The 18,550-nt window shown below is 71.3% G+C and carries 17 protein-coding genes; 6 read left to right on the top strand and 11 right to left on the bottom strand.

The window, feature by feature from the left end:
* Positions 1 to 140 precede the first annotated feature (140 nt).
* Positions 141 to 1,685 carry a hypothetical protein gene (locus ACLZOT_RS21225; protein ID WP_416970555.1) on the top strand — a complete coding sequence of 515 codons (1,545 nt, stop codon included), beginning with the start codon at positions 141 to 143 and terminating at the stop codon, positions 1,683 to 1,685.
* A gap of 23 nt (positions 1,686 to 1,708) precedes the next feature.
* On the opposite strand, the gene ACLZOT_RS21220 is transcribed toward ACLZOT_RS21225, so the two are convergent.
* Together ACLZOT_RS21220 and ACLZOT_RS21215 are read right to left on the bottom strand one after the other, a co-directional pair.
* A complete protein-coding gene (locus ACLZOT_RS21220) occupies positions 1,709 to 2,416 on the bottom strand; it encodes a TIGR03943 family putative permease subunit (protein ID WP_416970554.1) in 708 nt (235 codons plus the stop codon).
* Complete coding sequence (locus tag ACLZOT_RS21215) at positions 2,413 to 3,438, bottom strand: permease (protein WP_416970553.1); 1,026 nt, start codon at positions 3,436 to 3,438, stop codon at positions 2,413 to 2,415. The genes ACLZOT_RS21220 and ACLZOT_RS21215 overlap by 4 nt, the downstream gene beginning before the upstream one ends.
* Positions 3,439 to 3,637: 199 nt before the next feature.
* Between ACLZOT_RS21215 and ACLZOT_RS21210 the strand changes: the two genes are divergently transcribed.
* Positions 3,638 to 5,461, top strand: a complete 1,824-nt coding sequence (locus tag ACLZOT_RS21210) for an NAD-binding protein (protein WP_416970662.1) — start codon at positions 3,638 to 3,640, stop codon at positions 5,459 to 5,461.
* A 102-nt stretch (positions 5,462 to 5,563) separates the two neighbouring features.
* Here ACLZOT_RS21210 and ACLZOT_RS21205 read toward each other — a convergent pair whose 3' ends face one another.
* The gene (locus ACLZOT_RS21205) at positions 5,564 to 7,363 is read right to left on the bottom strand and encodes a prolyl oligopeptidase family serine peptidase (protein WP_416970552.1); all 1,800 of its coding nucleotides are present in this window, start codon (positions 7,361 to 7,363) and stop codon (positions 5,564 to 5,566) included.
* A 209-nt stretch (positions 7,364 to 7,572) separates the two neighbouring features.
* Here ACLZOT_RS21205 and ACLZOT_RS21200 point away from each other — a divergent pair, with 209 nt between their 5' ends.
* Complete coding sequence (locus ACLZOT_RS21200; RefSeq protein ID WP_416970551.1) at positions 7,573 to 8,385, top strand: SURF1 family protein; 813 nt, start codon at positions 7,573 to 7,575, stop codon at positions 8,383 to 8,385.
* Positions 8,386 to 8,406: 21 nt separating this feature from the next.
* Here ACLZOT_RS21200 and ACLZOT_RS21195 read toward each other — a convergent pair whose 3' ends face one another.
* The 4 genes from ACLZOT_RS21195 to ACLZOT_RS21180 form a co-directional block, all read right to left on the bottom strand.
* The gene (locus ACLZOT_RS21195) at positions 8,407 to 9,459 is read right to left on the bottom strand and encodes a hypothetical protein (protein ID WP_416970550.1); all 1,053 of its coding nucleotides are present in this window, start codon (positions 9,457 to 9,459) and stop codon (positions 8,407 to 8,409) included.
* Between the two features lie 140 nt (positions 9,460 to 9,599).
* Entirely contained in the window at positions 9,600 to 10,283 is a 684-nt protein-coding gene (locus ACLZOT_RS21190; protein ID WP_416970549.1) for a SigE family RNA polymerase sigma factor, read from the bottom strand.
* 416 nt (positions 10,284 to 10,699) lie between these two features.
* Positions 10,700 to 11,794, bottom strand: coding sequence for an aspartate-semialdehyde dehydrogenase (locus tag ACLZOT_RS21185; RefSeq protein ID WP_416970548.1), 1,095 nt, complete (start codon positions 11,792 to 11,794; stop codon positions 10,700 to 10,702).
* Positions 11,791 to 13,080 (bottom strand): aspartate kinase, encoded by a 1,290-nt coding sequence (locus ACLZOT_RS21180; protein ID WP_416970547.1) that lies wholly within the window; start codon positions 13,078 to 13,080, stop codon positions 11,791 to 11,793. The genes ACLZOT_RS21185 and ACLZOT_RS21180 overlap by 4 nt, the downstream gene beginning before the upstream one ends.
* Positions 13,081 to 13,279: 199 nt before the next feature.
* Here ACLZOT_RS21180 and ACLZOT_RS21175 point away from each other — a divergent pair, with 199 nt between their 5' ends.
* Together ACLZOT_RS21175 and ACLZOT_RS21170 are read left to right on the top strand one after the other, a co-directional pair.
* The gene (locus tag ACLZOT_RS21175) at positions 13,280 to 14,026 is read left to right on the top strand and encodes a response regulator transcription factor (protein ID WP_416970546.1); all 747 of its coding nucleotides are present in this window, start codon (positions 13,280 to 13,282) and stop codon (positions 14,024 to 14,026) included.
* A complete protein-coding gene (locus tag ACLZOT_RS21170; RefSeq protein ID WP_416970545.1) occupies positions 14,023 to 15,405 on the top strand; it encodes an ATP-binding protein in 1,383 nt (460 codons plus the stop codon). Before ACLZOT_RS21175 ends, ACLZOT_RS21170 begins: the two co-directional genes overlap by 4 nt.
* Here ACLZOT_RS21170 and ACLZOT_RS21165 read toward each other — a convergent pair.
* Both ACLZOT_RS21165 and ACLZOT_RS21160 read right to left on the bottom strand, forming a co-directional pair.
* Positions 15,371 to 15,889, bottom strand: a complete 519-nt coding sequence (locus ACLZOT_RS21165) for an SgcJ/EcaC family oxidoreductase (protein ID WP_416970544.1) — start codon at positions 15,887 to 15,889, stop codon at positions 15,371 to 15,373. The two genes, ACLZOT_RS21170 and ACLZOT_RS21165, sit on opposite strands and share 35 nt — an antisense overlap.
* Before the next feature lie 144 nt (positions 15,890 to 16,033).
* Positions 16,034 to 16,222, bottom strand: a complete 189-nt coding sequence (locus ACLZOT_RS21160; RefSeq protein WP_416970543.1) for a hypothetical protein — start codon at positions 16,220 to 16,222, stop codon at positions 16,034 to 16,036.
* Between the two features lie 171 nt (positions 16,223 to 16,393).
* Here ACLZOT_RS21160 and ACLZOT_RS21155 point away from each other — a divergent pair, with 171 nt between their 5' ends.
* The gene (locus ACLZOT_RS21155) at positions 16,394 to 17,230 is read left to right on the top strand and encodes a PhzF family phenazine biosynthesis protein (RefSeq protein ID WP_416970542.1); all 837 of its coding nucleotides are present in this window, start codon (positions 16,394 to 16,396) and stop codon (positions 17,228 to 17,230) included.
* 26 nt (positions 17,231 to 17,256) lie between these two features.
* Here ACLZOT_RS21155 and ACLZOT_RS21150 read toward each other — a convergent pair whose 3' ends face one another.
* Positions 17,257 to 17,916, bottom strand: a complete 660-nt coding sequence (locus ACLZOT_RS21150) for a DUF5063 domain-containing protein (RefSeq protein WP_416970661.1) — start codon at positions 17,914 to 17,916, stop codon at positions 17,257 to 17,259.
* Between the two features lie 7 nt (positions 17,917 to 17,923).
* A complete protein-coding gene (gene recR / locus ACLZOT_RS21145) occupies positions 17,924 to 18,523 on the bottom strand; it encodes a recombination mediator RecR (RefSeq protein WP_416970541.1) in 600 nt (199 codons plus the stop codon).
* Positions 18,524 to 18,550 lie beyond the last annotated feature (27 nt).

Below are 18,550 nucleotides of genomic sequence, written 5' to 3'. Positions count from 1 at the left end.
CCCCTTGCGGGACCCCCCATTGGCCCTGGCCCCCTCTACCGGGCGCCCGCCAAAAGAACGGGGTGAATCCGTGCGCCCATATGACGTCCGCTGCGCGTGCCGCCCCCGCGGCGCCCACAACCATAATGATCAATACGTTCATGATCATCCGATTTCCCCGGTACGACGGGCACACCGTCGCCCCGGCTCCCCGAGCCACCGCCACCGCCCTGGTCCGGCGGACGGTCCTGCCGCTGGTCCTGGCGTGCACGGCCCTCTCCACCTGCTGGCCCACCCACGCGGCACCGGCCGCGGCCCCCGCGGACGGGACCGGCACCAGAGGGCTGGTCCTCCGGGTGATCGTCAACCAGCGGCCCGGCACCGGAGCCGTCGACCCGGGCATCCGCACCGGCCACCCCGTACTCAAGGAGTACCGCCTCACCAACAAGGGCGGCGCCGATCTGCACGACGTACGGATCTACGACCCAGGTATGAAGGGCGCCCGCATCACCTGTGCGGGCGGTGGCGACAAGGTCCGGCTGCTGCCCGGGCTGACCTCCACGACCTGCCGGGCCCAGGGCGGCGCACAGAAGGGCAGGCGGATCGCGCAGGCCACCGCCGCCGGCCGGATCCCCTCCCTGAACGCGCCGGTCAGAGCCACCGCCCGGTCCGGGTACGCGGGGGTCGGCGGCACGCTCGTGCTCAGCCAGCGCGCCACGGTCGCCACGCCCGCCGGTCCCGGTGAGCCCGCGCGCGTCACGCTGAAGTACGCCCTCGTCAACACCGGCAACCTGCCCGTGCACGGCGTCCGCATCACCGACCGCAGTCTGGCCCCCCGGGGAGTGACGTGCGCGGAGGGTACGTCGGTACTACGCCGGGTGGCGCCCGGGGGGACCGCGCACTGCACCGTCCGGCTGCGCCTCGACCCCGGCTCCCAGGTCAGCGACGGGCTCGCCGAGGGCAGCGACCGCACCAGCACCCTGGACCGCAAAGGGCGGTTGATCGGTGCGCCGATGCTGCGGGCGCGCAGTTCGCTGCGGTTCGGGGTGCCGTTCGAGCAGAGCGCGGGCGAGGTCGTGACGCCGGTGCCGATGCCGCTCGGCGCCGAGGTCGGGCCGGAGACCGCCGAGGACGACGTGCCCGCGCCGGGCGCGCAGGAGATGTCGGGCGACTCGGCCGCTCTCGCCGCCGGGATCGAGCCGGGGACCGCCCCCGGAGAGGTACCCCCCACGGGGTACGACGGCGTACCGGTCGTGGTCCCCGGGTTCCTTCCCGGCGAGGTACCCGGGGGCTACCTCCCGGGTATCCCCTCGACCCATCCCTCCGGAGTCCAGGTCCCGGGTGACCTGCCCGCCTTCTCGCTGATCCCGCCCGGACACCAGCACCCGAACGACCCCGGGAGCCACCACACCCCCTCCGGGACCTCCACCGCCCCCGGCAGCGGCGCCCACCCGGCCGGCTCGCACCCGCCGGCCTCGCACGACCCGGCCCGTAGTACTCGGGTACCGGACCCCTACGACCACGGAGCCACCGCCTCCCTCGACCCGGACAGCGACGCCCCCAAGGGCGCCTCCAGCCTGGGCTGGTTCGGCATTCCCCGTAACACCTTCCTCCTCGGCGCGGTCCTGCTGGGGGCCTCCGCGGTGACGGGGGCGGCGCTTTTCCTGCGGCGGCGCCGGAGCGGACCGGACGACATCGCGTTCTGAATTCCGGCGCCTTTCCTGCCGGTTCAGCCGTTCCACGTCTCGTCGTAAGGATCCGTCGGCTGGGCGACCGGAGCCGCGCGGGTCACCTGGATGAAGGGAATGGGGCCGCCGTTCACCGGGTCGGCCATGCGTTTCGGTGAATACGTGCCGGTGATCAGGAGCCAGGTGTCCGGCTGGAGGACCGGGGGAATATCGCCGGTCAGGGCGACTTTCACCGGCTGGGCGTCGGCGGCGCAGCAACTCAGCGCCATGCGCACGAGATACGGGGTGCCGTCCTTGTCCAGTGCCAGGAATCCGGCGATCTGGATCTCGCGGCCCTTGATGTTCTTGTTGTCATAGATCGCCCGGCCCGCGTAGTCGACGAGTGCCAGCTTCAGCGGGCCGGTGGCGGGGATCTTCCCGTAGACGACGGGTTCCTGGAGCGCTGTTCCGGTACGGGTGGCGCTGTAGGAACCGAGGGCGGGCGGGGCGACGAGAATCAGGGCGAGGAGAGGGAGGAGGAGAAGCCAGGAAATACGGGGTTCGCGGTGCGCGTGGCTTTCCCCGCCGGGTGCCTGTTTCCGCTCGTACCACCACGTCGCCGCCGCCGCGACGATCAGCACCACGCCCGCCGCCAGCAGCAGCGGCCGCAATCCGGCCTTGACGTACCGCAGATAGAGATCCGTGCTCCCGGCGTGCAGCAGGGCCGCGCCGAGCAGGAAGAGTACGGCCGACTGGGCCTGACGATTCACAGCAGCACCGCCCCGGTGAGCACCGACACCACGATGGCGAGGACGAAGGTCGCGGGGGCGAATCGCAGCGCGAAACTCCGGCCGAACGTTCCCGTCTGCATGGCGAACAATTTGAGGTCGATCATCGGCCCGACGACCAGGAAGGCCAGCCGGGCGGTCAAGGAGAACTGCGTCAGAGAGGCGGCGACAAAGGCGTCCGCCTCCGAGCAGATGGAAAGCACGACGGCGAGAACGGACAGCGCGAGAACGGAGATCACCGGATGGTCGGCGGCGGTCTGCAGCCAGCTCTCCGGCGCCACCGCTTTCAGGGTCGCGGCGGCCATCGCGCCGACCACGAGAAATCCCCCGGCGTGCATGACGTCGTGCCGGACGGCACCCCAGAAAGCGGCGCCTTTCGTCCGCCCCTCATAGGCGGCGTGCGTGGGCGGTTTCAGCAGATCCGTCCGCCCCAGCCGCAACCACAGCCACCCCATCAGACAGGCCACGGCGAGGCTGGCGACGAAACGCGCCACGACCATTTCGGGATTCCGCGGAAAGGCGACCGCGGTGGCCGTCAGGACAATGGGATTGATCGCCGGCGCGGACAGCAGAAAAGCGAGCGCGGCGGCCGGAGTCACCCCCCTGCGCACCAGAGCCCCGGCCACCGGGACGGACGCGCATTCGCACCCCGGCAGCGCCACCCCGGCCATCCCGGCGACCGGCACCGCGAGCGCGGGCCGCTTGGGCAGGGCACGCGCGAAGAACGACGGCGGGACGTACACGGCGATGGCCGCCGAGAGCAGTACCCCCAGGACCAGGAAGGGCAGGGCCTGGACGACGACGGCGACGAACACGGTCGTCCAGCTCTGCATGACCGGGAAGCCGAGCGCGCGCCGGACCGGCGACTGGAACAGCACCATCAGCAGCATGCCGAGGACCAGGACGAGCTGGGAGTTCAGCCGAGGAGGCCGCTCCTCCCTCTTCCGGCCTACCTCTTCAGGGCTACCGTCCTTGGCCCCCTGGCCGGTGACGACAGTGGTCATGGCCGGGGCACCTCAGCACTGGTGGATCGCACCTGCAAGCCTCCGCTCTCGACGACCCGTACGCCCCCTACGACTCAAGTACGACCGAATCGTCCGCTCCGTTCAGATCGTTGCTGGAACCACGTGTCTCGATGAGGCAGTCTTCTCCGTCGTGGGGACCGTTCCGAATCAGGCCAGACCGTTCGATGCCGAGGCACACATGGTGGTGTGCGGCGACGACGGTCTCGCACACCGTCTGGCCGCCGAACTCCGGGGCGTCTACGGCGAGGAGGTCGTCCTCGTCGTCCCGCCCGCCCAGCGCACGGTACGCCCTCCCGTGGTGGGCCGGGCCCGCGCGGTCTCGGCGGCGCTGCTCGACCGCGTGGTCAGCGCCGCCGTCAACAGGGCGGCGGGCAACGCCGGTTCGGGCCCGCCGCTGACTCCCGCCGGGGACGCGCGCACCCTGGAGGCCGCCGAGCCCGTCGAGGCGGTCCTCGCCGAGGCGGGCGTGGAGAGGGCGGCGGCCCTCGCCCTGGTCTACGACGATGACGAGACCAACATCCGCGCCGCCCTCACCGCCCGCCGCCTCAACCCGCGCCTGCGGCTCGTGCTGCGCCTGTACAACCGGAGGCTGGGCCAGCACATCGAGGAACTCCTCGACCAGGCCGCCCTGTTGGCGTCCGGCGACGAGGACGCCGCGGTCGGCACGACGACGGTCCTGTCCGCCGCGGACACCGCGGCCCCGGCGCTCGCCGCGACCGCGATCGCGGGCACCGCCAAGGTCGTCCAGACCGACGGCCTGCTCCTGCGGGCGGTCGAGCACCACGGCGAGGGGGCCGCGCCCGGCCTCGCCACGCTCGCGCTGCTCTCCTCGGAGACCGAGGGGCACATCGAGCAGGGCCCCCAACTCCTGCCGGACGCCGAGGCGGTGAGGACAGCGGTGGCCGCCTCGCCGGGGCGCGGGACCGTGGTCCTGGAGCAGGTGTCGTACGCCTCCGAGGGCAGCCTCTCGACAGGGCGCGGGGCGGGGTTCATCGCACCGATGGCGTCGCTCTTCTCGCGGCGGCTGCGCTGGTCGCTGGCGGGGGTCGTCACCTGCGTCCTCGCGCTGGCGGTGGCGCTGTGGCTGGCGACGGGCATCCATCCGCTGGGCGCGCTGTACCTGACCCTGCTGGACCTGTTCGCCATCAACGACCCTGCCGTGGGCGACCCGTTGGCCCGGCAGATCCTCCAACTCCTGTCCGGGCTCATGGGGTTGCTGCTGCTGCCGGTGCTGCTGGCCGCCGCGCTCGAAGCGCTGGGCACGTTCCGCAGCGCGGGCGCCCTGCGCAAGCCGCCGCGCGGGATGAGCGGGCACGTCGTCCTGCTGGGCCTCGGCAAGATCGGCACCCGGGTGCTGATCCGGCTGCGCGAGCTGGACATCCCGGTGGTGTGCGTGGAGTCGGGGCCCGAGGCGCGGGGGCTCGCGGTGGCCCGGCGACTGCGGGTACCCGTAGTACTCGGGGACGTCACCCAGGAAGGGGTCCTGGAGGCGGCGAAGATCCAGCGGGCGGGCGCCCTGCTGGCGGTCACCAGCTCCGACACCACCAACCTGGAGGCCGTCCTCTACGCCCGCTCCCTGCGCCAGGACCTCAACGCGGTACTACGGCTGTACGACGACGACTTCGCGACCGCCGTCTACCGCACCCTGCGCGCCGCGCACCCCTACGCGCGCACCCGCAGCCGCAGCGTCTCCCATCTGGCGGCCCCCTCCTTCGCCGGGGCGATGATGGGCCGCCAGATCCTGGGCACGATCTCCGTGGAGCGCCGGGTGCTGCTGTTCGCGGCGCTGGAGGCGGGCGGGCACCCGCAGTTGGAGGGCCGCACGATGGGCGAGGCGTTCCGCTCCGGGCACTGGCGGGTGCTGGCCCTCGACACCGGTACGGGTCTCACCTGGGACCTGCCGGCGGACCGGGTGCTGCGGCCGACGGACCGGGTCGTCCTGGCGGCGACCCGGCAGGGCATGGCGGACCTGCTGCGGCGGCACGGGCGACCTGAGGGGTAGTACCCAGGGGGTAGCACTCAAGAGGTAACTCCCGCGCCGCCGAGGGGTACGACCGGAGGGGTAGTACCCAAGGGGCAACGCCCGAGTACTACCCCCTACGGACTACACCTCCTGCTTCCCGAGGTGCCGCTCCGCGAACTCCAGCTCCAGCCGCACCTGCTTGATCCGCTCGTCCACGACCAGCGACCCGTGCCCGGCGTCGTACCGGTACACCTCGTGGACGGCCGCCCTCGCCTCCAGCCGCCGGACGTAGTTGTCGACCTGCCGGATGGGGCAGCGCGGGTCGTTGACGCCGGCGGAGATGTAGACCGGCGCCTTCACCTGGTCGACGTAGGTGAGCGGCGAGGACGCCTCGTACCTCTCGGGTACCTCCTCCGGAGTACCCCCGAGGAGGGTGCGGTCCATCGCCTTCAGCGCCTCCATCTCGTCGTGGTAGGCGGTGACGTAGTCCGCGACGGGTACGGCGGCGATGCCCAGCGCCCACGCGTCGGGCTGGGTGCCGAGGCCGAGGAGCGTGAGGTAGCCGCCCCAGGAGCCGCCCGTCAGGACGAGGCGCTCGGGGTCCGCGAGGCCGCAGGAGACGGCCCAGTCGCGGACCGCCGCGATGTCCTCCAGCTCGATCAGGCCGACGCGGTGCTTGAGCGCGTCGGTCCAGGCACGGCCGTACCCGGTGGAGCCCCGGTAGTTGACCCGGACGACCGCGTACCCGTGGTCGACCCAGGCGGCGGGGGCGGCGGCGAAGGCGTCGCTGTCGTGCCAGGTGGGACCGCCGTGGATGTCGAAGACAGTCGGCAGCGGGCCCTCGGCGCCGGCCGGCTTCTGGACGAGCGCGTGGATGCGGCCCCCGGGGCCCTCCACCCACACGTCCTCGACGGGCACCGAGCCCGGCGACCTCATACCCGGGGGGTCCAGTACTACCCCTCCGGAGGTGGAGCGCACGGCCGGCGGCTGGGCGGCGGAGGACCACAGGTACTCGGCGCTGCCGTCGGGCCGCGCGGAGGCGCCGGAGACGGTGCCGGCGGGGGTGGGGATCCGCTCCAGTGCGGCGGAGGCGAGGTCGTAGCGGAAGAGTTCGCTGCGGGCCTCGTGGCTGTGCGCGATCAGCAGGGAGCCCCCGTCGGGGAACCACTCCGCGTTGACGTCGCCCGGCAGGCCGACGGACAGCTCGGTCTGCTCGCCGGAGGCCACGTCCCACACCAGCGGCTCCCAGCGACCGCGCCGCTGGTGGCCGATGAGCAGCCGGGTGTCCCCCGCGACGGGCGCGAAGCCGAGGACTTCGAGGCCGAGTTCCTCCGCGCCGCCCCGGGTGTCGTCGAGTTCGGCGACCGTCGTGCCGTCCAGGGCGAGCACGCGCAGCGCCGAGTGCATGGCGTCGCCGTGCTCGGTGTGCTCGACGGCGATCAGGGTCCCGTCGTACGACAGGTCGCCGACGCCCGCGGACTCGCGGTGGCGGTAGATCTCGTGGGGGGCCTCCCCCTGGAGTACTACGTGGATCGTCGTGCCGTCCTCGTCGGTGGAGCGTCCCACCACAGACGTACGACCGTCCCTCCCGAGAGCCAGTCCGGCCGGGTAGGAGGGGTCGAGGCCGGGGGTGGCGGGCTCGTCGGGGCCGCCGTCGAACGGCTGTCGCCGCCAGACGCCGAACTCGTCGCCGTCCTTGTCGTCGAACCACCAGATCCAGGCCCCGTCCGGGGACAGCCTGCCGTCCGTCGTCCCGTTCGCCCGGTCGGTCACCTGCCGCTGCTCGCCGCTCACGCGGTCCCAGGCGTACAGCTCGTACGTCCCGGTCGCGTTCGACGTGAACAGCGAGCGGTCGGGGGCGTCCTCCGCCCAATCCGGCAGGGAGACCCGCGGCGCCCGGAACCGCTTCTCCCACTCGGGCATGGCCTCAGCGTCACTCATACGTCCATCAAACCTGATGAGGGGGGTCGCGTGGACATCACTGCACGACGAGAAGCGCGGCATCCGTCAGAAAGTGCGGGGCCGGTGAAGAAGCGGAGGTGATACCCGGCGGTACGCCGGAGGTACCAGGGCGTCGGAGGTACCAGGGCGGTAGTACCTCACCCACCCCGCCGCCTCCCGCTGTCGGCCCGGCGCGTACGGTTGAAGGCGTGTACCGGTTTCTGCTGACGCCTCGCTGGTGGGGAATCAACGTCTTCGTGCTGCTGGCCATCCCCTTCTGCGTGTTCATGGGGTCCTGGCAGCTGAGCCGGTTCGAGTCCCGGATGGACGACCACCGGGCGCTCGACCGGGCCGCGGAGACGGGCAGGTCGCAGCCCGCGCGGCCGCTCGACGGGATGCTGCCGGTGGACAAGGCGACCGTGGGCAAGCGGGTCACCGTCAGCGGGCACTACGGGGAGCAACTCCTCGTGCCCGGGCGGGAGATCGAGCAGAAGAGCGGGTACTACGTGCTCACCCTGCTGCGGACCGGCTCCGGGAAGGCCCTGCCCGTCGTGCGGGGATGGCTCCCCGGCAAGGCGGACACCGCGAAGGCTCCGGCGGCCCCGCGCGGCGAGGTCACCGTGACCGGCGCGCTCCAGGCGTCCGAGACGCCCGGCGACAACGGGGTCAGTGCGCGCGGCGGGCTGCCGGCCGGTCAGATCGGCGCGATCAGCACCGCCTCGCTGGTCAACCTCGTCCCGTACGACCTGTACGACGCGTGGGTGACGCTGGATACCGCCGACCCGGGTATGACGACCGTGCCCGCCGAGGCGCCCGCCAACACCGGGCTCGACCTCAAGGCGTTCCAGAACCTGGGCTACACCGGCGAGTGGTTCGTCTTCGCCGGGTTCGTGGTGTTCATGTGGTTCCGGCTGCTGCGGCGCGAGGTGGAGGCCGCGCGGGACGCGGAACTGGGGCTGCTCGCCGAGGACCCCGAGAGCGCCGAGGACGCTGAAGCCAGCCCTTCGGTACTAGCGCGCTAATACCTCAGAGCCGGCTCCCCCTCAGGACGAGGCCAGCACACCCGTCCGGTAGATCGTCCCCGCGCACGCGTCCGGCACGGTGGCCGTGACCGACGGCGACCCCGCGTCCGCCGTGTACGTCACCGACACACTGCCCTCGGCGGTCGTGGTCCCGTCCGCCCACATCAGCTGCGGGCTCGTCCCCGTGGTCCCGCTGCCGGCGTTCGTCGTCTGCTCGGAGGGGGAGGGCGAGGGCGACGGGGAGGAGCCGGTGTCGCCGCCCGTGGTGCTCCCGCCGGTGGTCCCCCCGTCGGAGGGGCACGAGGACGAGGGCACCCACGCGAACTTCACGTCGTACGCGGAGCCGGGCGCGAGCGCGAGCTGGGTGACGTACAGGGAGGGGTCGGGCAGGGCGGCGGCCGCGTCGCCCGCGGCGTGTTCGGTGACGCCGACCTTCGTGGCGTCGGCGGCGCCCTGCACCGCCGGGGAGAGGGCGACGGAACCGGCGACGGTACAGCTCGCGGTGGAGACGTTGACGACGCGGAAGGTGCCGTAGACCACGCCCGTGGAGTCCGGGCCGTCCACCGTCGAGGACGCCGAGCCCAGCTGGTCGGCGGTGCAGGCGGGCACCGCCGCTCCCGGGGAGGCGGAGGGGCCGGTGCCGCTGGAGGCGCCCGTCCCCGGGGTCGCCTTGCCGCCGCCGGTCTCCTTGGTCCCGCCGGACCCCGTACCCGTAGTACCTCCGGTGGACTCGCCGACCTTGCCGGCGGAGCCGCCGTCGGGGTTCTTGCCCTGACCCGTGGAGCCACCGGTATCAGACGCCTGGCCCGCGACGGCGGGGTTCGCCTCGGGGCCGCCGACGCCGGAGACGGTCATCAGGGCGGGGACGGCGACACCTGCGAACAGGGCCGCGGCGGCCACCCCCACGATCGCCTGCCGCTTGCGGGCCTTGCGCGCGGGCACCGCCCGGCGGAGGTGGTCGAGGGCGCCGTCGCGCGGCGCCATCTCGTCCACCGCCCGGTGCAGCATGCGGCGCAGCTCCAGCTCGTCCGAGTCGAACCCGTCCGGGCCCTGGTCGTCGAGGTGGTGGTTCACAGTCCTGTTCCCAGCGTGTGGTTGCTTCGGCTCGGTCCCGTACGACGGCTGTGGTCCGCCCGTGTCGTACGGCGGTTCGCTACCCCCCGGGTAGTCCCCCTGTCCCTCCAGAGGGCTACCGCCCCGGTCCGGTTCCCCGCTCACGCCGACGCCTCCATCGCCGTACGCAGCGCGGCGATCCCGCGCGAGCCGTACGCCTTGACGGAGCCGAGGGAGATGCCGAGGGTCTCGGCGACCTGGGCCTCGGTCATGTCGGCGAAGTAGCGCAGGACCAGGACCTCGCGCTGGCGGCGCTGGAGGCCCTTCATCGCCTTGATCAGGGAGTCGCGCTCCAGCTGGTCGTAGGCGCCCTCCTCCGCGCTGGCCATGTCCGGCATCGGCTTGGAGAGGAGCTTCAGGCCGAGGATGCGGCGGCGCAGGGCGGAGCGGGAGAGGTTGACGACGGTCTGGCGCAGGTAGGCGAGGGTCTTCTCGGGGTCGCGGACGCGTTTGCGCGCCGAGTGGACGCGGATGAACGCCTCCTGGACGACGTCCTCGCAGGAGGCGGTGTCGTCGAGCAGGAGGGCGGCGAGACCCAGGAGGGAGCGGTAGTGCGCCCGGTAGGTCTCGGTGAGGTGGTCGACTGTCGTGCCGGCGGCCGTGACGTCGTCGGCGCTGTCGGCGCCGGCACGCGGGCCGGGGATGCGGGTGGGCCGCGCTGCGGGCATGGGCGCGATCACCGGCAGGCCGCCGGGCGCCCCGGCGACGCGGGGGCGGGCGGTCCGGCGGGGCGGGCGCAGTGCCGCGCCGCGGGTCGCCGCTGTGAAGTCGAGTACCTCTGCCACGCCAGTTGGACACGTGTACCCCGGGAGGGGTTGTACGTGTCGGCCGCCACTTTTCCGTACGGCATCGCCTGAATCGTTTCTCCACCGGCGCTCGCGCCGGTCCCGCCGGGTCGCGCGGCCGGCCGTCTGCCGGCCCGCGCCCCCTGGTCTACCCTCATACGTCCCGCTCTTCCCCTATGTTCCCTATGTCCCATAGGAAGTGTCCCCATACGAAACGGGCGTCCCCACGCCCGTCCACAGGCTTCCGACAGCTACTGCCCGTGGTCATACGCCTGCGCACCCGGGAAGGGTGACCGCAAAGACGCTCCCCGTACGCCGCTCGGTTGCGGTGTGCGGGGAGAAAAATCTTCGAACGCCGACCCGCCCGGGGACAAGGCGGCGCGACCGTCTTCCGGCTCACAGTCCTGACGTGGATCCTACAAAGCCGCCCGCCCCTGGCCAGCGGTTTTCCACTCGGTGGCGACCAGCTCCGCGATCTGCGCGGTGTTGAGGGCCGCGCCCTTGCGGAGGTTGTCGCCGCAGACGAAGAGTTCGAGCGCGGTCGGGTCGTCGAGGGCGCGTCGTACCCGTCCCACCCAGGTGGGATCCGTGCCCACCACGTCCGCCGGGGTGGGGAACTCGCCCGCCGCGGGGTCGTCGAACAGCACGACACCGGGCGCGGTCGCGAGGATCTCGCGGGCCCCGGCGACGGTGACCTCGTCCTGGAAGCGGGCGTGCACGGTCAGGGAGTGGGTGGTGACGACGGGGACGCGTACGCAGGTGACGGCGACCGGCAGCTTCGGCAGCCCGAGGATCTTGCGGGACTCGTCCCGCACCTTGCGCTCCTCGGAGGACCAGCCGTCCTCGGTGAGCGACCCGGCCCACGGGACGACGTTCAGCGCGATCGGCGCCGCGAACGGCCCGGTGTCGTCCCCCACCACCCGGCGTACATCTCCAGGGCTAGTACCCAGGTCTCCCCCTGCCCCAGAGCTACCCACGACCTGCGCCAGCTGCCGGCGCAGCGTCTCGACGCCCTCCCGGCCCGCCCCGCTGACCGCCTGGTACGAGGAGACCACCAGCTCCCGCAGCCCGAACTCGGCGTGCAGCGCGCCCAGCGCGACGATCATCGACAGGGTCGTGCAGTTGGGGTTGGAGACGATGCCGCGCGGGCGGTTGCGGACGGCGTGCGGGTTCACCTCGGGTACGACGAGGGGGACGTCGGGCTCCATCCGGAAGGCGCCGGAGTTGTCGACGACGACCGCGCCCTTGGCGACGGCGACCGGCGCCCAGCGCGCGGCGACCTCGTCGGGGACGTCGAACATCGCGACGTCGACCCCGTCGAACGCCTCCTCCGACAGGGCCACGACCTCGACCTCCTCGCCGCGCACGGCCAGCTTGCGGCCGGCCGAGCGCGGGGAGGCGACGAGGCGGATCTCACCCCAGACGTCGGCACGCTGGGAGAGGATCGTGAGCATGACCGAGCCGACGGCTCCGGTCGCTCCCACGACCGCGAGCGTCGGTCGTGCGGTCATCGCCCGGTGCCACCGTAGACGACGGCCTCGTCGCTGTCGGAGTCGAGGCCGAACGCCGAGTGGACGGCGCGGACGGCCTCGTTGACGTCGTCCGCGCGGGTGACGACCGAGATGCGGATCTCGGATGTCGAGATCAGCTCGATGTTCACGCCCGCGTCGGACAGCGCGGTGAAGAAGTCCGCGGTGACCCCCGGGTTCGTCTTCATCCCGGCGCCGACCAGGGAGATCTTGCCGATCTGGTCGTCGTAGCGCAGGGACTCGAAGCCGATTCCGGAGCGGTTGCGCTCCAGCGCGTCGATCGCCTTGCGGCCCTCGGACTTGGGGAGCGTGAAGGAGATGTCCGTCAGGCCGGTCGCGGCGGCGGAGACGTTCTGCACGATCATGTCGATGTTGATCTCGGCGTTCGAGATCGTCCGGAAGATCGCGGCGGCCTCGCCCGGCTTGTCCGGCACGCCGACGACCGTGATCTTGGCCTCGGAGGTGTCGTGCGCGACACCGGAGATGATGGCCTGCTCCACCTTCTGGTCCCCTTGCTGTGTCTTCGCAGCGAGCGGCTCGCTGCTGACCCATGTGCCCTGCAACCCGCTGAAGCTGGAGCGGACGTGGATCGGGATGTCATACCTGCGGGCGTACTCCACACACCGGTGGAGCAATACCTTGGAGCCGGAGGATGCCAGTTCCAGCATGTCCTGGAAGTGGATCCAGTCGATCTTGCGGGCCTTCTTCACCACGCGCGGGTCGGCGGTGAACACGCCGTCGACGTCGGTGTAGATCTCGCAGACCTCGGCCTGGAGCGCGGCGGCGAGGGCGACGGCCGTGGTGTCGGAGCCACCGCGGCCGAGCGTGGTGATGTCCTTCTTGTCCTGGCTGACGCCCTGGAATCCGGCGACGATCGCGATGTTGCCCCGGTCGAGGGACTCGCGGATGCGGCCGGGTGTGACGTCGATGATCCGGGCTTTGTTGTGGACGGAGTCGGTGATGACGCCCGCCTGGCTGCCGGTGAAGGACTGGGCCTCGTGGCCCAGGTTCTTGATCGCCATCGCCAGCAGGGCCATGGAGATCCGCTCACCTGCGGTCAGCAGCATGTCGAACTCACGCCCGGCGGGCATCGGAGACACCTGCTCGGCGAGATCGATCAGCTCGTCCGTCGTGTCGCCCATCGCGGAAACGACGACGACGACCTGGTGGCCGTTCTTCTTCGCTTCCACGACCCGCTTGGCGACGCGCTTGATGCCCTCGGCATCGGCTACGGATGAGCCTCCGTACTTCTGCACGACAAGGCCCACGTGCGCTCCTCGCTCAGTTAGTCGATTGCACCGGTCAGTCTAACGAGCGTCCGAATTCCCCCTCCGGGGTATCGCATGGTGAGATATCCGACGCTCGTTTCCGGTCTGGTCCGTTCTGGTCCGTGAGAGCTAGTACCCAGGTCGTACGCGTTACGCGCGTGAATGTTGTGAATTAAGTTTCAAGCACTAGGGTGCCGCTGTGCGCGTACTCCTGGTGGAAGACGACGAGCCCGTCGCGGAATCGCTGCGGCGCGGCCTGAAGCGGTACGGCTTCGAGGTGGACTGGGTGATGACCGGGGCCGCCGCGCTCGCCCATACCGACCCCCACGACGTCGTCCTCCTCGACCTCGGGCTGCCCGACACCGACGGGCTCGACGTCTGCAAGGCGCTGCGCGCCCGCAGCGACGTACCCATCATCGTGATCAGCGCCCGCAGCGACGAGACGGACCGGGTGGTCGGGCTCGAACTCGGCGCCGACGACTACGTCTCCAAGCCGTTCGGGGTGCGGGAGGTCATCGCGCGGATAAGGGCCGTCATGCGGCGCGTCCAGCCGCGTACGCCCGCCGAGGCGGGTCCCGACCGGTACGGTCCCGGCCTCACCGTCGACCGCAAGGCCGCGCGGGTCCGGCTCAACGGGGAGGAGGTGTCCCTGGCTCCCAAGGAGTACGACCTGCTCGCCTTCCTCACCGAGGAGCCGGGGGCGCTGATGACCCGGGAGCAGATCATGGAGGCCGTCTGGGACGCGAACTGGTTCGGGCCGACGAAGACGCTGGACGTCCATGTGGCGGCGCTGCGGCGCAAGCTGGCGGGGGCGATCACGATCGAGGCGGTGCGCGGGGTGGGGTTCCGGCTGGAGATCGTCGGAACTACGGGTAGTACGGGGTCCGGTGCCGGCGCCGCGGGTACTACGGGTACTACGCCTCCCCCGGGGGATACCTCCGTATGATCCGGCAGCTCATCCTCAGCTACGTCCTGCTCGTCGCCGGCGCGATCGGCCTGTTCACCTTCCCCGTCGCCTTCACCCTCACCAACCAGCTCCGCGACGACACCGAGCTGTCCGTGAAGCGGGAGGCGACGACGATGGCGGTGCTGCTCAGCAACGGGGACACCGCGTCCTGCCAGGCGCTGGCCCAGCTCGCGCGCGCGTACGCCAAGGAGACCGAGGACGACGTCCAGGTCACGGCGACCGCCGACTGCGCGGCCCCGCTGCCCCGCCCGGCCGCCGGGAAGGCCCTGGAACGGGCGCTGGGCCAGGGCAAGGACACCACCGACTGGGGCTCGAACTTCATCTGGGGCGACGAGCTGACGATCACCGTCCCCGCGAAGTCGGGCGACGAGGTCGTCGGCGCCGTACGGATCGTCTACTCGACGCACGGCATGACCCACCGCCTGTGGAACATCTGGGGTTTCCGGGCCGGCCTCGCCGCCGCCGTCCTCGGGGTGGCCGCCGTGATCGGCGCCGTGGTGGCCCGCCGGCTCACCCGGCCGCTGCGCCAACTCAACGACATGGCAACCAAGTTCAGCGACGGCGACCTGACGGCCCGTACCCCTGAGACGGGCCCCCAGGAGACCCGTACGCTCGCCCGCACCCTGAACCAGGCGGGCGAGCGGCTGGACACGCTGATCGCCTCGCAGCGCATCTTCGTCGCCGACGCCTCGCATCAACTCCGTACGCCGCTCACGGCGTTGAGGCTTTCCCTCGACAACATCGCCGACGGTGTCGACGACGAATTCGTCCGCGAGGACGTCGAGCAGGCGACCGCGGAAGTCGTCCGCATGAGCCGCCTGGTCAACGGTCTGCTGGTGCTCGCGCGGGCCGAGGCGAAGGTAACCGCCGCTGAACCGCTGCCACTTGCCGAGACCGTGAACGAACGGCTCGCGGTGTGGAGGCCGGCCGCCGACGAGCGCGGAGTCACCATCGCGCTCATGGGGGGGAGTATCGACGACCGGCCGCTCGTGTTGGCCGCTCCCGGTCACCTGGACCAGGTGCTGGACAACGTGCTCTCCAACGCCCTGGAGGTCTCGCCGGACGGTGGCACCATCACCGTCAAGTGGGGCACCGCCCGCTGGGATTCGGGCCAGCGGACGGTGGTCCTGTCGGTCCTGGACGAGGGACCGGGCATGTCGGACCAGGAGAAGTCGAGGGCGTTCGACCGCTTCTGGCGGGGCCAGGGACTCACCGGCCGGGGCGGTTCGGGGCTCGGCCTCGCCGTCGTCAAGCAGTTGGTGACGGACGACGGCGGCACGGTGGCCCTGGACGACGCTCCCGGCGGTGGCCTGTGCGTCTCGATCAGCCTTCGGGCATCTTCGAGGAGTGGTGGTTGACGATCTTCCAGTCGCCGTCCCGCTGCTTCTCGTACTCGTAGGTGTAGCGGGCCTTGACGACGCTCTTCGCACCCGTCTTCGGGTCGGTGAGCGTGAACTGGTAAACCCCGGTGTCGATCGCGGAGTTGTTGTCGAGCACGTTCACGATCGTCGTGATCTTCTTGCCGACCGGCTTGTTGGCGAGGAAGTGCTCGAAGTAGTCGACGATGCCGGCGTGGTCGGTGCGGATCTTGTTCGACACCGTCGGCAGCAGGACCGCGTTCTTCGCGTAGAGGTCGGCGACCTTCTCCGGGTCGCCGGTCTTCAGCGTGGCGTTCCAGGTGTCGAACAGACCGGCGATCTGCGCCTTCGTCGCCCGCTTCGGCTGCGGCTTGTGCTCCGGGCCGGCGAAGCTGACGCCGGCGCCGACCGTACCGGCGACGACGAGCGACGCCGTGCCGATGACCAGGGCTCTCTTGCTTATGGAACGAGGGCGACGGTTCATCACGACTCCAGTGGTTCTGGGGGTGGTTCGCTTCCCTCCGGTTCTCCTGTGGAGGAAGTGACTCCAGACTCCCGTTTCACCGGTTAGCGCCCGTGCAGCCGTCGTACAGGAGAGATCCAGGACCTCTCCAAAACTCGATTTCCCTCACGCCGCGTGCTTTCCGCCCCGGTCGCGGAGCAGGCTGACGCCGGCGCCGAGCGAGACGACGCCCATGCCGACGGCCGTCATCACACCCTGGGTGCCGTCGACCACGAAGGGGGCGGCAGCGGCGACGACCAGGTTGAAGAGGAAGAGGAACCACAGGACGGGGCGGGAGGAGAGCAGCGACTTCACGGGGAATCCCTCGTTTCGGAATCTCGGGTGGGGTTGACCTTGTGTGATCAACGATCCCGTCTTCCGGGGTGCGGGACGAGAGAGCCCACACCCGGACCTGAGGTGTAGCGGGCTACACCTCAGGTAGGGGTCCGGCCCGTAGCGGGTACGGCCCTGGGTTACGGTCGCCGCATGGAGACTCTGCGGTACGTGGCTTTCGGCACCGGCCCCTCGGGCGGCAACCCCGCGGGGGTCGTCCTCGACGCGACCGGGATGGACGACGCGGCGATGCTGGCCGTCGCCGCCGAAGTCGGTTACTCCGAGACGGCGTTCGTGGTGCCGGGCGACGACGGGGCGCTGGACGTGCGGTACTTCAGCCCGCTCGCCGAGGTGCCGTTCTGCGGGCACGCGACGATCGCGCTGGCCGTCGCGCACGCGGACCGGCACGGCACCGGGCCGCTGCGGCTGCGGACCCGGGCGGGCGATGTCACCGTCAACACCACGGTGGACGACGGCGGTTCGACCGTGGCGACGCTGGAGAGCGTGCCGCCGCGCACCGCCGCACTGGCGCCGGACGACCTCTCCGGACTCCTCGCGGCGCTGCGCTGGAAGGCCGACGACCTCGACCCCGCGCTACCGCCGCGGGTGGCGTACGGCGGTGCCTGGCATCCCGTCGTCGCCGTCGCCGAACGGGGCCGGCTCGCCGATCTGGACTACGACATGGAGGCGCTCGGCGACCTCATGGCCCGCCGCTCGTGGACCACCGTCGCGCTGGTGTGGCGGGAGTCGGAGACGGTGTTCCACGCACGGAATCCCTTTCCGCCGGGGGGAGTTGTCGAGGACCCGGCCACGGGCGCGGCGGCGGCCGCCTTCGGCGGGTATCTCCGTGAGCTCGAACTGGTCGGCACACCGACGACTCTGACGATCCATCAGGGTGTGGACATGGGGCGACCCAGTCGGCTCACGGTGACGGTTCCCCGGGACCACGGCAGCGGGATCGGGGTGACGGGGACGGCGGCGCGTATCTGAGACCCGCCCGGTATCCCCGGTATCCCCTACTCCTGTGCCTTGAGCCCCAGCGGCTGGGCGATCTCCTCCGTCATCACGCGGCCCGCCTCGATCTCCAGGGTCTCGTCGCCCACGGCCTGGTCGGTGTCGAGGCCGTCGAGTTCGGCGAGGGGCTGGTCGAGGCGGATGTGGGCGAGGACGGAGTGCAGGGCGCGCAGGGTCGCCGAGGCCGTCGTACCCCAGTTGGAGAAGTACGAGAACTGCCACCACCACAGCGCCTCGGTCGTACGACCCGCGCGGTAGTGGGCCATGCCGTGGCGCAGGTCGGTGATGACGTCCGCGAGGTCGTCGGAGATACGGGCCGGGACCGGGGCCTTGCGGGGCTCGTAGGGGTCGAAGACCTCGGAGTAGACGTCGACCGGCTCAAGGAGGCGGGCGAGGTTCTCGCGGAGTTCGTCCACGTCGGCGTCGGGGCCCGCGTCGGGCTCGTACCGCTCGTCCGGGACGATGTCCTCGTGGGCGCCCAACCGGCCGCCGGCCAGCAGGAGTTGGCTGACCTCCAGGAGGAGGAACGGGACCGCGGAACCGGGTTCGTCGCCCTTGGCGACCTCGGTGACCGCGACCAGGAAGCTCTCCACCTGGTCGGCGATCTGGACCGCGAAGTCGTCCGGGCTGCGGCCGGTCGCGTGCAGCGTGGCGTCGGGCATCGTGACGTCAGACATCTAGGAGTCGTCTCCCCTCGAAGGCGCGGCCGAGGGTCACCTCGTCCGCGTATTCCAGGTCGCCGCCCACCGGGAGGCCGCTGGCCAGGCGGGTGACCTTCAGGCCCATGGGCTTGATCATCCGGGCGAGGTACGTCGCTGTCGCCTCACCCTCAAGGTTGGGGTCGGTCGCGAGGATGAGCTCGGTGACCGTGCCGTCCGCGAGGCGCGCGAGGAGTTCCCTTATCCGCAGGTCGTCGGGGCCCACCCCGTCGATGGGGCTGATCGCGCCGCCCAGGACGTGGTACTTGCCGCGGAACTCCCTCGTGCGTTCGATCGCGACGACGTCCTTCGGCTCCTCGACGACGCAGATCACCGTGGAGTCGCGGCGGGGGTCGCGGCAGATGCCGCACAGCTCTTCCTGCGCGACGTTCCCGCAGGTCGCGCAGAAGCGGACCTTCGCCTTGACCTCCAGCAGGGCGTGCGCGAGGCGGCGTACGTCCGTCGGTTCCGCCTGGAGGATGTGGAAGGCGATCCGCTGCGCGCTCTTGGGACCGACGCCGGGCAGCCGCCCCAGCTCGTCGATGAGGTCCTGGACCACGCCTTCGTACAACGGACTGCCGTCCTTCCTGGGGTTCCT

It is taken from the genome of Streptomyces sp. 4F14, assembly GCF_048159485.1.
Taxonomy (GTDB): Bacteria; Actinomycetota; Actinomycetes; order Streptomycetales; family Streptomycetaceae; genus Streptomyces.
Note: the sequence above shows the minus strand (reverse complement) of the source record. Positions and strands in the feature narration are given on the sequence as shown.